Here is a 12,885-nt window from a genome sequence, read left to right on the forward strand (position 1 = left end):
AAGTAGCGTTGATTTTTAAGGCAGACTTCAATTAAATGCAAAATTATTTTTATACAGTGAAATTAGTGAACTATATAGTTTCTAAAGAGTTAGAAAACATAAAAACGCTAGCTTAAAAGCTAACGTTTAATTTAAATATATGGTTTTCCTTATACATTAATTAAAGATATTATGTTTAGGCATATTTTGACGACGCATATTTAGTGCATGTGCTTCTTCGAGCTCAGCTTTGATTGATTGCATTAAATAACCTTGCATAGCTTCAACGGTTTCATTCTTTTGTAACAACATTGCTTTAAAACGTTTTAAAACACTAACAAGCTCAAACTCAACTTCTTCCAAACGGTAATACGTATTATGTGCATTATTAAATGATGTCTTCCCTTTGAGTAACACACTTTTAATAATACGAATCTCCCTGATTTCAAACTTACTTAAATAATCTTGAAGTTGTTGTGGCAATTCTTCAAGTACTTGGAATTTAAGCGCATCATTATTAAATTCTGTTTGTTGATGATTTGTATGATCCGAATGATTATCATTTATTGGATTGGTATATGTATCATTCAAGTCATTCGGATCATTATTCTCAGTCTCTATATAATCAGTATTATTTAAGTCAGTATCATTAGACTGTGAATTTGGAAGTTCTTGAGCACTTAAATTCACAGTTCCAGAACTTCCAAATTCATTGCTCTGGAACTGTGAATTTGGAAGTTCCTTGCTATGACTGATTTCAGCATCATAATTTGGTTTCAACAAATATAATCTATTGGGTTTATTAAGTCCTACACGCTCTTGAGTAAGCAAATTAAACTTTACTAATTCTTTTTTTAATTTTATGATTTTTTGTTCAACATAACCTAAGTATTCGCATAAATGTTTATTACTGAAAATAAAGTAAATGTTATTATTTTTATCTACCCATTCGTTCTGTATAGATAACTCAAAACGATCTTTTAATAATGCATACATAATTTTAGCTTCTGCTGACATTTTTTTAAAATAGGTATCTTCAAACAAATATTTAGGTAACTGATAAAATCTTTCAGTTTTCACTTGTGATAAATTATATTTTTCAAAATTTGGCATAATAAAAACCTCATTTCCATTTGTTTTGGGATTGAGGTAATAAAACAATTTTTACGTAAGTTACATGTTTTGTGCTTGCACTTAGATGATTAGATATATATAATACAAGTATCAAAAAAATATATAAACAAACGAATGCGAATCGTTTTATTACCGAGAGCCGATGCTACGCCAATAGCATTGGCTCTTTTAATATTCATAAAATAATATTAACACTTTTAAGCATGTATATAAAGCGTTTTAAGAATAGTTAGAACCATTCTGCATCTTCAAAATAATACAATCCATTTATTTAGTGGCTAGTTAGGTATCTAAAACATGGAATAGGCGGCTAATTAGGCATTTAGGTACTAAAGTTAGGTGGTAAAAGATGAAAAAATATTTATTAGGTGGTAAAATTTAGGTACTAAATTAGGTACCTAAGGATGGGTGTTATGAAAACTATTAAAATGGTTGTTGATGAATTAGATGTAACTAAACAAACTATTGTTAATAATGCTAAGAATTTAAACATTTCTTTTGAAAAAAAATGGCGTTAATTATATTAATGATGATGATTATTTGAGAATTATAGAAAAAATAACCAAAAAAGAAAGTACAATAGAAAATAGGGAAACGGTTAAAAAAGAAGTTTCTAATAAAAAAAATCCAGAAGTTGAAAAGACAACATATAGTAATTTCAATAGTTCTGATACATTAAAAACAAAAGTAAATGAATTAGAAAAACAAATAGAAATCTTTGAAACTAGAGCTAAAAATGATGAGAAATATATTGGAAATCTAACTAAACAATTAGATCAACAAAATAGCAATGTTAATACATTGAACAAACTGTTGGAGAATCAACAAATATTAGCTTTAGAGAGTAATAAAAAAATTCAAAAGTTAGAAAATCAATTAGAAGAAGAAAGACAGCTTAATTATTCTTTTGATACAGACGACTAATGATAGACAAAATGTTAATATGCAAGAAGCAACATTTACTGAGGAAGATCAAAATATGAATCAACAACAAGAAGAAAATCAGCCATCAGAAACAGAAATCGAACATAAATATATACCTGAAGAGAAAAAGGGTGAAAGTATAAAAGAAGATGAATTACCCAAAGGTGATAAGCCATCTGAAGAAATAAAGAGTGAGCCTGATGATAGGGAAGAGAAACCACCTAAAAAGGGGTTTTGGAGTCGATTGTTTGGTAGCTAATATAATTAATTAGGCACTAAAAGGTTATAACCTTTTAGTGCCTTTTTTATATAGTGAGAACTTCTGATAACGACCTATTATGTAAACTATATAAGGAGTTAATTTGATTAACATTATTTCTTAAATGGGGAGGGAATATGAAAATGACAAATACACAATGGGTTATACCTTGTAATGTTCAATATTATGATGTTGTAGGTGCCTTTAATAAATTTAACGTTATAGATTGGAAACAAAGTAAAAATTTAAGTAAAGCTAAAACTGGGGATATTGTATATATCTACATTTCTTCCCCTGTAAAAAGCATAAAATACCAGTGCTTAATAAAAGAAGTGAATAAACCGAAAGCAATTATAGATGACAGTGAATTTGTGATCAAAGGGGAAAACTATACAAATTACGGTAATTATATGGAATTAGAATTATTAAATGAACTTAACGATGAAAAACTGGACTTTAGCTTTTTACAAGAAAATGGATTAAAGGGGAATATACAAGGTCCCTTTTCTTTAAAAGACAATTTAGAAAAATATGTACAAGATATTTCAAAAAATAAAAAAACTAAATCAAATCCAGAACTAGAAAATATTGAGTATATTGAAGGAAAACCTTACATTCAGTATGGAACGAAATATGAGAGAAACCAAGCACTAAGAAAAAAAGCCATAGAAATACATGGTACTACTTGTAAAGTTTGTGGTTTCAATTTTAAATCTAAATATGGAGAGTTGGGTGCGGGGTTTACTGTAATACATCATATAAAACCTATGTTTTCTATAAAACAAGAAGTTAGTAAAAACCCGGAATCTGATTTAATTCCACTTTGCTCAAACTGTCATAAAATGATTCATAGAAATCCTAAAAAGCCCTTATCTATTGAGGAATTGCGCGTAATAGTTAACAAGGATAAGGAGTAAAATGATGAATTATGAAGATAAATACCAACACTATATAAACTTACTTAATATGTCTTATGATGAAGTTATTATATTACTTAATAAACAGTATGGAGAAGTTACAGATAACTATTATAAAGAGAAATCTTATAATAAATTCTTAAATGGAGAAATAAAGTCTATTAGTAAAGGTAAATTTTCAAAGACAAAGGAAGGATTATATTGCCATCATGTATTTGAAAATAAATACGATAATCTTTCAAATGCTAATTTTATTAGTCATTATAAATACACTTTCGATTATCAGAAGAAAGAAAATCTAGTTTACAGCGATTTATTTGAACATTTGATATTACACACTCTAATCGCGAAAGAATCTAATGGAATTCATGGATTAGCAGGGTATTTTGCTTTTATATTACCTAATGTTGAGGAATGGTATATAAATGAAATCGATCCTGGATTAGAGTGGCAAAAAAACTGTAAAGAAAAGGCGTATTTACCAAAAGAATATGTCCAAAAAATATTATTAGAAATAGATAATAAGATAAATATCACTGATATGTATAAGTTATATAAAAAAGAATTATACGAAAAAAGATAATATGATTAACGAAACGACTTTAAACGTTCGTTTTTGACACAAAACCTCTTAACTTAATATTAAGAGGTTTTTCTTGGATATTTAAGTCTATAAACTTGTGTTATAATCAATGTATCATAAATATCAAAAATCATGAGTTTTTAGACGATGAGAGACGCGTTTATTTGCATCGAGAATTAGATTTCGTTAATAAGTGCCCATAAAACGATTAAAAGAGGTGGTATTGAAATGGCTAAAATTGGTTATGCACGTGTATCAACACAAGATCAAAGTCTTGATGGACAGATTGATACACTTGAGGAATATGGTTGTGAACGTATCTTTAGCGAGAAAGCGAGCGGTCGCAAAACGAAAAGAACAGAACTTGATAAGTGTTTAGATTATTTACGCGAAGGAGATATCCTAGTTATCTATAAACTAGATCGTCTTGGACGTACAACAAAACAGTTAATTGAGCTATCGCAATGGTTGGATGATAATAGCATTGATTTACATATTATAGATATGAACGTATCGACTAAAGATGCGATGGGCAAGATGTTCTTTACCATGATGAGTGCATTCGCTGAACTTGAAGCTAACTTATTAAGTGAACGAACAAAAAAAGGATTAGAAGCAAGACGAGCAAGAGGGCGAAAAGGCGGCAGACCTTCATTGCCTGACCATAAGAAAAGAGAAATTAAATTTCTATACGATGAACAAAAACTTACAGGCGAAGAGATTGCTAAACAAACAGGTGTAAGTCGTTCTACAGTATATAGGATGCTTAAAGATTAAACTCTATGAAAAAATATATTACTTAAGGCTCTTATAGGTGTATCTAAATCATTTTATGAACATTGATTTTATGTTGAGTTTTTGAACATATTATATACTGATATTCATAGATTTTGGATTATGAAGAAAGAGTGTACAGAAAACAGTTATTTTCTGGACTCTCTTTCATATAAAAACATCTACCTACAAAGAAGTTTTTCATTTTACTTCCGGTATTGTGAGATTAAAACAGGCATCTTTATTATTTATTAACAGCATTTACCAAGGCATCTGCAGCAAGTAATCCTAATTCATTAGATGCTAAAGGACTATCACCAGTTAATAAATTACGGTCTTGATGGGTTTTTCCTGTCATTTCCTTATTTACAACTTTAAGACCTTGCTTACTTAAAAGGTCAGCCACAAGCCATTTTAATTTACCCGGTAAATAGCCAATATCTAAGTTTGCACCTTCATCTAAAGCATCAGGAAATACACACACTGAATAACCTTTAAATGGAGACTCTTTTCTACCCATAGAAGCAGATAATAAAGCTGCTGGTCCATGACATAGAGTAATAATAAATTTATCGTATTCTAAAGCCCAATCCAACGTTTTTTGAACATCTTTACTTTCTGAAATACCTACTACAGCTCCGTGACCGCCTGGTATAAAAACAGATAAATAATCTGAATTAGAACCTAAATCATTTTTTATAACATCAGACAAAACTTTAGGCTGTTTGAGTTTAGCTTTTAATTTTTCATAAGTTTGTAATACGGCTTCGTCTTCGTTAGGCATAGCCCACAACTCTAATTTCACTGGATAGCCTGAAATTGTCGCTATATCAACATCAAAACCAGCTTCCATTAAATGATGTAATGGTAATAGCATTTCTACTGGATGGTTTCCTGTAGAGAACATTTTACCATTTTCTAGTAATACATAACGTTCTTCAGCTGCAATCATTAATACTTTCCATTTACCTTCAGTATAAGCGTTTTTATGTTTTACGCCGTCAAAATTTGTTTTAGGTGCCGTATATTGACTAAGTGAATAAGGCGAAGGGAAAAAAGCATTTTCTTCTGCTTGATCTGGGGTAGGATTTTTACTTAGTTCATTTACATCTTGTGCCATTTTAATTCCTTCTTTCTTTTTTATTAATCAAAAATTTTTAATTCCTTTGATATTTTTATTTTAATATTTAAACTATGCTTTAAGGGAAGGGAAAACAACTTAAATAAAGAGATTAAATACGAAAGAATATTAAAAGTATATTTAACTCTCTTTTTAATATTTTGTTAGTTAAATATTTATCAATTATTATCATCTATTGAGTAAGACTCATTTTGGTACTACATGTTTAAAAGGTTAATATTATTTTTCCGCTATTTTTATTTTCTTCCATATAAGTGTGTGCTTCTTTTATATTTTCTATAGTAAATACACTATCAACAATAGGTTTTATCTTTTTTTGTTCGAATAATATTTTGGAGTCGTTTAAGAAATCATCTTTTAATCTTGATTTGTATTCATTGCTTCTTGGTGTTAGAAGCGTACCTGTAACTTGAATTCTCTTTTGAAGTAATGTTTGTAAATCAAATTCTTTAATAATTGTTCCACCCAATATTCCAATTAAAACGAGTCTACCATCTACAGATAAACTATTAATGTTTTGTTGCCAATAAGGTGCTCCTATAAAATCTAAAATTACATTAACACCTTCATTTTGCGTTAGATTACTGATTTCATCTTGGAAGTTTTGTTTTTTATAATTAATTAAATGGTTAGCACCTAAAGATTGAGTTAATTTTAACTTTTCATCAGAACCAGCTGTAACAAAGACTTCTACATTTGTTCTTAGGTTCTTAATAAGTTGAATAGCAGCTGTTCCTACGCCACTCGCACCGAGCATGTATGAGCAGTTTCTCATTACCTTTAACACCAGCAAGCCAAAATAATGTTTGATAAGCTGTTAAAAAAACTTCTGGAATTGCAGCTGCTTCTTCAAAAGTCAGGTTATCTGGCATATCCATAACAAAAGACTTATGCATAATGACATACTCACCGTAACCTCCCCGGTTTACTAAACCCATCACTTTTTTTCCTATAGGGACGTCCACATTTCCACCTATATCTTCAACTATTCCTGAAACTTCAACGCCTAAAATTTTTCCAGTTAAGTCTTCCATAGTCCCTTCTCTGCTTACTATATCAGTTCTATTAACTGCAACTGCTTTTACTTTCACAAGTACCTCGTTATCTTGTGGTATAGGTTTTTCAACATTCTTTAAGTTTAATTCTTCCACACCACCTGGTTTATTTAAAACAACAGCTTTCATTTTAGTCCTCCTTTATCATTTGAATTACAACCATTTGATTCAAAAAAGTGTAATTTCTTTTATAACTTTAATATAATACTTAAACCATACTTTAAGGAAAGGAAAAGGTCTCGAATGGATAAATTAACTATAGATGATTTGTCAAAAAAGCTAAACATTAGTAAAAGTAAACTGCGTTATTATGAAAAAATTAAATTAATTGAGGGAATAGAAAGAGATGAAACTAACAATAGAGTATATAGCGAGAAAGATTTTGAATTAATTAATTTAATAGTATGTATGAGAGGTCTTGGAGTAAGTATTAAGGCAATAAAGAAACATATAGAAGACAGTGTCATAAATGATTACTCTTTAAAACAAATATTACAAGAACATAAAAAAGCTTTAGAGAGCAAAATAACAGAATATAAAAATTATATTCAAAATATAGATAACAAAATAGATAATCTTTAAAAAATTTGAAGTGTCAAGAAAACTCTATGAGTAGAGCTTTCTTGAGAACAGTGCTCTTATCATTTATTAAGTAAAGTAATTCCCGTATACAAAGTAAAGTGACAAACAACTTACTTTGTATGATTAGGGTGTACCTTAAAAATACATAAAATACAATTTCTCAATTAATTATGTCATTTTAATTGCTCTATGAGAATTATATTACCTGATAAATTAGACAATTTTAATATTAAAAAATCCTTCCTTTATATAAAGGAAGGATTACATAAAATAATTATTAATATAGAAAACAGGGGCTATTTATTAAAATCGAAATCAATTTGCACAATTGATGAAAAATTTTAAAAGTTAGTAATCAATTAAACAAACGTATGTGGTTCATTATAAGTTTGTTCAATTGATTAATCGTTTGCGATCGATTATTCTTTAATGAGAATAGGAGTGATTAAATTGATTGATGATGAAATGAAATTGGCACACCAGCTATGCTTTTCTGCTTATAATGTTAACAAATTATTCAGCAAATTTTATGAAAAGCAATTAAGTCAATTCGGTTTAACTTTTTCTCAATATCTAGTGCTATTAACATTATGGGAAGAGAACCCTCAAACTTTATTATCCATTGGTAAAAAGTTGAATCTAGCAAGTAATACCCTAAGCCCATTACTAAAAAGACTTGAGAAAGTCTGGTTGGGTTCAAAGAAATAGAGATGAAAGCGATAAACGTAACCTTATCATAACTTTAACGATAAAAGGTCTAAATGAGCAAGAAGCAGTACATGAAACTATTGCTAAATGCATTTCTTCACAATTTGATGTAGATGAATATATGAAAGCCAAAAGTATTATGGATAATTTAGAAGAAACGTTGAAAATTATTACAAAGGATGATTCAAATGAAACAATATGATGTTGTATTTTTAGGTAGTGGACACGCGACTTGGCATAGTGCGCTGACTTTAAACAAAGCGGGGAAATCGGTTGCTATTGTCGAAAAAGATCGTATAGCGGTACTTGTACAAACTATGGGTGCAATGCCAAAATTTTATTGGAAAACCCTTATGAAGTACTAGAGCAAGCTTCACACTATCCCAACATAATTAATACTGAAGCATTATCAGTGAATTGGGAAAACCTTATGTCTTATAAACATAAAATCATTGACCCTATGGCAAATACTTTGAAAGGTTTATTTGAACAACAAGGTATTGATATTATTGAAGGAGCAGGAAAATTAGTAGATGAGCATCACCTCGTAGTAGATGGTGAACAATATTACGGTGAAAACATAGTTATTGCAACAGGTCAACACAGCAATAAGTTAGATATTGAAGGGTCTGAATATACACACGATAGTAGAGACTTCTTATCCTTAGAGCAAATGCCAAATAGTATCACATTTATAGGTGTAGGTATTATTAGTATTGAATTTGCTAGCATAACAATTAAATCTGGTGTAGAAACTCATATGATTCATGTTGACGATGAACCGCTCAAAGGTTTTTATTCAGCACATATTGCTAAATTAATGGATAAATTGGCAACAGAAGGAGTTCAATTCCATATGAATGAAAATACTACTGTAATTAAAGAGCAAGGTGACAATTATACTGTATCAACAGAATCAGGATTAGAGATTACTACTAACTATGTGTTAGATGCTACTGGACGTAGACCAAATGTCAACGGTATTGGACTTGAAGAAGTCGGCGTTAATTTCACTACTCGAGGTATACAGGTAGATGAATATTTACGTACAAATATCCCTAATATTTATGCTAGTGGTGATGTGTTAGATAAAGTAATTCCTAAATTAACACCTACTGCAACATTTGAATCTAACTATATTGCTGCGCATATTTTGGGTATGAATAAAAATCCTATTACCTATCCCGCAATACCTTCAGTTTTATATACACTACCAAGATTGTCTAATATTGGAGTTTCTGTAGATGAAGCTAATACTAGTGAGGACTATAAAGTGATAGATATTCCTTTTGGTAAACAAATGGTGTTTGAATACAAAAATGAAACTGAAGCTGAAATGACAATTGTATTAAATAATGATAAACAATTAGTGGGAGCTCGCTATATATGCTGATGATGCACCAGATTTAGTTAATTTATTAACTTTCATTGTAAACCAAAAATTAACGGCTCAAGATTTAAATAAAATGATTTTTGCTTTTCCTGGATCATCAAGTGGCGTTATAGATCAATTAAAATTAGCAATGTTATAAAAGGAGTGCTATAAAATAACTAGTAATATTTATGATATACAAGTTGTTAACAAAGATGGTAGTAGGTATTAAGTATTATTTAAATGACTACAAAGGTAAAGTTATTATATTAGTTAATACTGCCACAAAATGTGGCTTAAGTGGTCAATTTGAAGAATTAGAAGAATATTACCAAAAATATAAAGAGCAAGGGCTAATTATACTTGGATTTCCTTGTAATCAATTTTCTAAACAAAAACCTGGTACTGATGACCAAATAGCTGAAATATGGAAAGAAAATCAAATGGAATTTCACAAAATTTATTATTGCTAAAGATGGTAATGTAGTAAAAAAACTTGCTCCCAAAGACAGTCCTAAAAAAGTAGAAACTGTATTTCAGAATTTATTATAACTAAGCATTATTAATTGAAATGACACAATAATATAGTGTTTAATATCTAATTATGTTACTAGTAAACATATCCACAATCCTACTGAATAGAACGAAAAAAGCACAATACAAAGCTAAAGTTGATAAAAATGTACTGAAGCTATTACAATCAATAAAATAATAGAAATTTCATTATCTGATTCTATTATTGATTTACTCCATTAATTTGTTTTAAAAGATTTTAATCCTGTGATGTAAATTAACTTTATTGATCATAATCACTCCTATTTTTAAATATATTGGATTCACATAACCTAAACAGATAAAACTACTTTGCATTCCTACCAATTATAGTGTTATAATGCAATCAACAAAGATTATCAGGCATGTATGCACCAAACCCCCTTACTATGGCCGTAGTAAGGGGGTTTTTTGGTGTGACTAGTCGCCTATTCGTCATTACGCTTGCGTAGGGTTCTGTTGCAAAGTTGAATTTATAGTATAATTTTAACAAAAAGGAGTCTTCTGTATGAACTATTTCAGATATAAACAATTTAACAAGGATGTTATCACTGTAGCCGTTGGCTACTATCTAAGATATGCATTGAGTTATCGTGATATATCTGAAATATTAAGGGAACGTGGTGTAAACGTTCATCATTCAACGGTCTACCGTTGGGTTCAAGAATATGCCCCAATTTTGTATCAAATTTGGAAGAAAAAGCATAAAAAAGCTTATTACAAATGGCGTATTGATGAGACGTACATCAAAATAAAAGGAAAATGGAGCTATTTATATCGTGCCATTGATGCAGAGGGACATACATTAGATATTTGATTGCGTAAGCAACGAGATAATCATTCAGCATATGCGTTTATCAAACGTCTCATTAAACAATTTGGTAAACCTCAAAAGGTAATTACAGATCAGGCACCTTCAACGAAGGTAGCAATGGCTAAAGTAATTAAAGCTTTTAAACTTAAACCTGACTGTCATTGTACATCGAAATATCTGAATAACCTCATTGAGCAAGATCACCGTCATATTAAAGTAAGAAAGACAAGGTATCAAAGTATCAATACAGCAAAGAATACTTTAAAAGGTATTGAATGTATTTACGCTCTATATAAAAAGAACCGCAGGTCTCTTCAGATCTACGGATTTTCGCCATGCCACGAAATTAGCATCATGCTAGCAAGTTAAGCGAACACTGACATGATAAATTAGTGGTTAGCTATATTTTTTTACTTTGCAACAGAACCATAAATATCCTACTTACAAACTCAAATAACCTCAAAAGAAGTATGTTAAACACGTAAAATTAAAATTTTGACTTAAACAAAAGTTTATTTTCCAATTTAAATAATAAAAAATGACCCACACCCTGAATACGTCTTGCTCAAAAAAAGAAGTTAAATCATTCGAATAAGTAATTGTTTTACGTATAAACTTTCACATTTACAAAGATTTATGATTTATACATACGAATACAGGGGATAAAATAAGTGTATATCAAATAATAAGGAGGTTTTTTTATGTCAAGATACGTTTTTCAATCGCCAAGTAGATATATACAAGGAAAAGGAGAAATAAAAAGTTTAGCCAATGAAGTTAATAAATTAGGTGATACACCCTTGATTATTTCAGATAGTTTAGTTTGGTCACTAACAAATAAAGACATAAATGAGAGTTTTGAATCTAACGAGATTAGTTACAAATACGAAGAATTTAATGGGGAAGCCTCTGAAAATGAAATAGCAAGACTTAGCCAAATAGCCAAAGAAAATAACATAAATGTGATTGTTGGCGTTGGAGGAGGAAAGACATTAGATACAGCAAAAGCAATTTCTGATGATCTTAATTCCCCTGTTATTATTGTCCCAACAACTGCTTCTACAGATGCGCCTACGAGTGCTTTGTCAGTTATCTATTCAGATGAAGGTGTTTTTACGGGTTACAGATTTTACTATAAAAACCCAAATGTAGTATTAGCAGATTCACAAATTATAGTCCAAGCACCAGTCAAATTGTTTGCGGCGGGCATGAGCGATGCTTTAGCTACTTTAGTAGAAGTTAAAGCAACTTTAAACCGTAGAGGGAAAACTATGGTGGATGGAAAACCAACATTAGCTTCTTTAGCCATTGCTGAAAAAGCAGAAGAAACAATATTTAAATACGGTAAAAGCGCCTATTTTTCTGCAGCACAAGGTATTGTAACACCTCAAGTGGAGTCTATTATCGAAGCAAACACTTTACTCTCAGGACTTGGTTTTGAAAACGGTGGACTTGCTGCAGCCCATGCAATACACAATGGGTTTACAGCTTTATCAGGAGATATCCATAAACTTGGACACGGCGAAAAAGTGGCGTATGGGACTCTCGTTCAAATGGTTTTAGAAAATAGACCTTATGAAGAAATTAAAAAATATATTGATTTTTATAAATTCTTAGAAATGCCAACAAATTTAAATAATATGCATTTACACGACGTTTCTTTTGAGGATTTAGTAAAAGTGGGAGAATTAGCAAAAGATCCTAATGACACTTTCTCTAATTTAAGTGACGAATTCACTGCTGAAGACATAGCGCAAGCTATACTAGCAGTGAATGAATTAAGTGAAGGCAAAGCTAAGTAAATTGCTCTTTATTTAGACTACGTATATATTTATTCTTATTTTGCATTTCTCTCCACTATGATGTTATAATTTAGATAACAAATATGTGTTGAACATGGTAAACACCGAGCCCGATAACTACTGGAATAGTTATCGGGCTCTTTTTGGTGTTATTACTATGTCGTCGCTTAATTATTTATCACGATTATTCAACCAATATGAAAACAACGTGATTATAACCCCCACTATAATAGGAGCTACTATAGATACAAATATGATGCTGAACATGGTGTCACCTCCTTCCATGCTA

Annotated in this window: 11 protein-coding genes and 4 pseudogenes; 10 read left to right on the plus strand and 5 right to left on the minus strand. The window is 30.1% G+C overall.

Going from position 1 to position 12,885, the window contains the following annotated elements:
- Positions 1-156: 156 nt before the first annotated feature.
- Complete coding sequence (locus tag ABLV90_RS15165; protein ID WP_460872891.1) at positions 157-1,092, minus strand: replication initiator protein A; 936 nt, start codon at positions 1,090-1,092, stop codon at positions 157-159.
- A gap of 434 nt (positions 1,093-1,526) precedes the next feature.
- Here ABLV90_RS15165 and ABLV90_RS15170 point away from each other — a divergent pair.
- From ABLV90_RS15170 to ABLV90_RS15185, 4 genes and pseudogenes are all read left to right on the plus strand, one after another.
- Positions 1,527-2,296, plus strand: a pseudogene (locus tag ABLV90_RS15170) (DUF536 domain-containing protein).
- Between the two features lie 143 nt (positions 2,297-2,439).
- Positions 2,440-3,213, plus strand: coding sequence for an HNH endonuclease (locus tag ABLV90_RS15175; RefSeq protein WP_427708423.1), 774 nt, complete (start codon positions 2,440-2,442; stop codon positions 3,211-3,213).
- 1 nt (position 3,214) lies between these two features.
- Positions 3,215-3,796: a hypothetical protein gene (locus ABLV90_RS15180; RefSeq protein ID WP_071562346.1), complete on the plus strand. Its 582-nt coding sequence runs from the start codon at positions 3,215-3,217 to the stop codon at positions 3,794-3,796.
- Between the two features lie 228 nt (positions 3,797-4,024).
- Positions 4,025-4,573: a recombinase family protein gene (locus ABLV90_RS15185; protein ID WP_460872892.1), complete on the plus strand. Its 549-nt coding sequence runs from the start codon at positions 4,025-4,027 to the stop codon at positions 4,571-4,573.
- Between the two features lie 241 nt (positions 4,574-4,814).
- Here ABLV90_RS15185 and hchA read toward each other — a convergent pair whose 3' ends face one another.
- The 3 genes from hchA to ABLV90_RS15200 all read right to left on the minus strand — a co-directional run bounded on the left by hchA (position 4,815) and on the right by ABLV90_RS15200 (position 6,895).
- Positions 4,815-5,690, minus strand: a complete 876-nt coding sequence (gene hchA / locus ABLV90_RS15190) for a glyoxalase III HchA (protein ID WP_175267727.1) — start codon at positions 5,688-5,690, stop codon at positions 4,815-4,817.
- A 226-nt stretch (positions 5,691-5,916) separates the two neighbouring features.
- Positions 5,917-6,468, minus strand: a complete 552-nt coding sequence (locus tag ABLV90_RS15195) for a zinc-binding dehydrogenase (RefSeq protein WP_460872893.1) — start codon at positions 6,466-6,468, stop codon at positions 5,917-5,919.
- The gene (locus tag ABLV90_RS15200) at positions 6,422-6,895 is read right to left on the minus strand and encodes an alcohol dehydrogenase catalytic domain-containing protein (protein WP_460872894.1); all 474 of its coding nucleotides are present in this window, start codon (positions 6,893-6,895) and stop codon (positions 6,422-6,424) included. Before ABLV90_RS15200 ends, ABLV90_RS15195 begins: the two co-directional genes overlap by 47 nt.
- A 114-nt stretch (positions 6,896-7,009) precedes the next feature.
- On the opposite strand from ABLV90_RS15200, the gene ABLV90_RS15205 reads away from it, so the two are divergent.
- From ABLV90_RS15205 to ABLV90_RS15230, 6 genes and pseudogenes are all read left to right on the plus strand, one after another.
- A complete protein-coding gene (locus ABLV90_RS15205; protein WP_228161276.1) occupies positions 7,010-7,348 on the plus strand; it encodes a MerR family transcriptional regulator in 339 nt (112 codons plus the stop codon).
- A gap of 429 nt (positions 7,349-7,777) precedes the next feature.
- A pseudogene (locus ABLV90_RS15210) lies at positions 7,778-8,258 on the plus strand (MarR family winged helix-turn-helix transcriptional regulator).
- Positions 8,245-9,588 (plus strand): annotated as a pseudogene (locus tag ABLV90_RS15215) (dihydrolipoyl dehydrogenase family protein). Before ABLV90_RS15210 ends, ABLV90_RS15215 begins: the two co-directional pseudogenes overlap by 14 nt.
- A gap of 55 nt (positions 9,589-9,643) precedes the next feature.
- A complete protein-coding gene (locus tag ABLV90_RS15220; protein ID WP_411769064.1) occupies positions 9,644-9,901 on the plus strand; it encodes a hypothetical protein in 258 nt (85 codons plus the stop codon).
- Positions 9,902-10,488: 587 nt separating this feature from the next.
- Positions 10,489-11,163: pseudogene (locus tag ABLV90_RS15225) on the plus strand (IS6-like element IS257 family transposase).
- 332 nt (positions 11,164-11,495) lie between these two features.
- Positions 11,496-12,596 carry a glycerol dehydrogenase gene (locus ABLV90_RS15230; protein ID WP_167867727.1) on the plus strand — a complete coding sequence of 367 codons (1,101 nt, stop codon included), beginning with the start codon at positions 11,496-11,498 and terminating at the stop codon, positions 12,594-12,596.
- A gap of 171 nt (positions 12,597-12,767) precedes the next feature.
- Here the strand turns inward: ABLV90_RS15230 and ABLV90_RS15235 are convergent, their stop codons facing one another.
- Positions 12,768-12,863 (minus strand): type I toxin-antitoxin system Fst family toxin, encoded by a 96-nt coding sequence (locus ABLV90_RS15235; RefSeq protein ID WP_021340007.1) that lies wholly within the window; start codon positions 12,861-12,863, stop codon positions 12,768-12,770.
- Positions 12,864-12,885: the final 22 nt, after the last annotated feature.

Origin of the sequence: Staphylococcus sp. 2S1 (assembly GCF_046721335.1) — a bacterium.
In the GTDB taxonomy this organism is placed as follows: domain Bacteria; phylum Bacillota; class Bacilli; order Staphylococcales; family Staphylococcaceae; genus Staphylococcus; species Staphylococcus equorum_A.

Coding starts and splice junctions, on each gene's coding strand:
- hchA (WP_175267727.1), bottom strand. CDS start 5,690: ATGGCACAAGATGTAAATGAACTAAGTAAAAATCCTACCCCAGATCAA.
- ABLV90_RS15185 (WP_460872892.1), top strand. CDS start 4,025: ATGGCTAAAATTGGTTATGCACGTGTATCAACACAAGATCAAAGTCTT.
- ABLV90_RS15180 (WP_071562346.1), top strand. CDS start 3,215: ATGATGAATTATGAAGATAAATACCAACACTATATAAACTTACTTAAT.
- ABLV90_RS15230 (WP_167867727.1), top strand. CDS start 11,496: ATGTCAAGATACGTTTTTCAATCGCCAAGTAGATATATACAAGGAAAA.
- ABLV90_RS15205 (WP_228161276.1), top strand. CDS start 7,010: ATGGATAAATTAACTATAGATGATTTGTCAAAAAAGCTAAACATTAGT.
- ABLV90_RS15235 (WP_021340007.1), bottom strand. CDS start 12,863: ATGTTCAGCATCATATTTGTATCTATAGTAGCTCCTATTATAGTGGGG.
- ABLV90_RS15200 (WP_460872894.1), bottom strand. CDS start 6,895: ATGAAAGCTGTTGTTTTAAATAAACCAGGTGGTGTGGAAGAATTAAAC.
- ABLV90_RS15165 (WP_460872891.1), bottom strand. CDS start 1,092: ATGCCAAATTTTGAAAAATATAATTTATCACAAGTGAAAACTGAAAGA.
- ABLV90_RS15220 (WP_411769064.1), top strand. CDS start 9,644: ATGGTAGTAGGTATTAAGTATTATTTAAATGACTACAAAGGTAAAGTT.
- ABLV90_RS15175 (WP_427708423.1), top strand. CDS start 2,440: ATGACAAATACACAATGGGTTATACCTTGTAATGTTCAATATTATGAT.
- ABLV90_RS15195 (WP_460872893.1), bottom strand. CDS start 6,468: ATGCTCGGTGCGAGTGGCGTAGGAACAGCTGCTATTCAACTTATTAAG.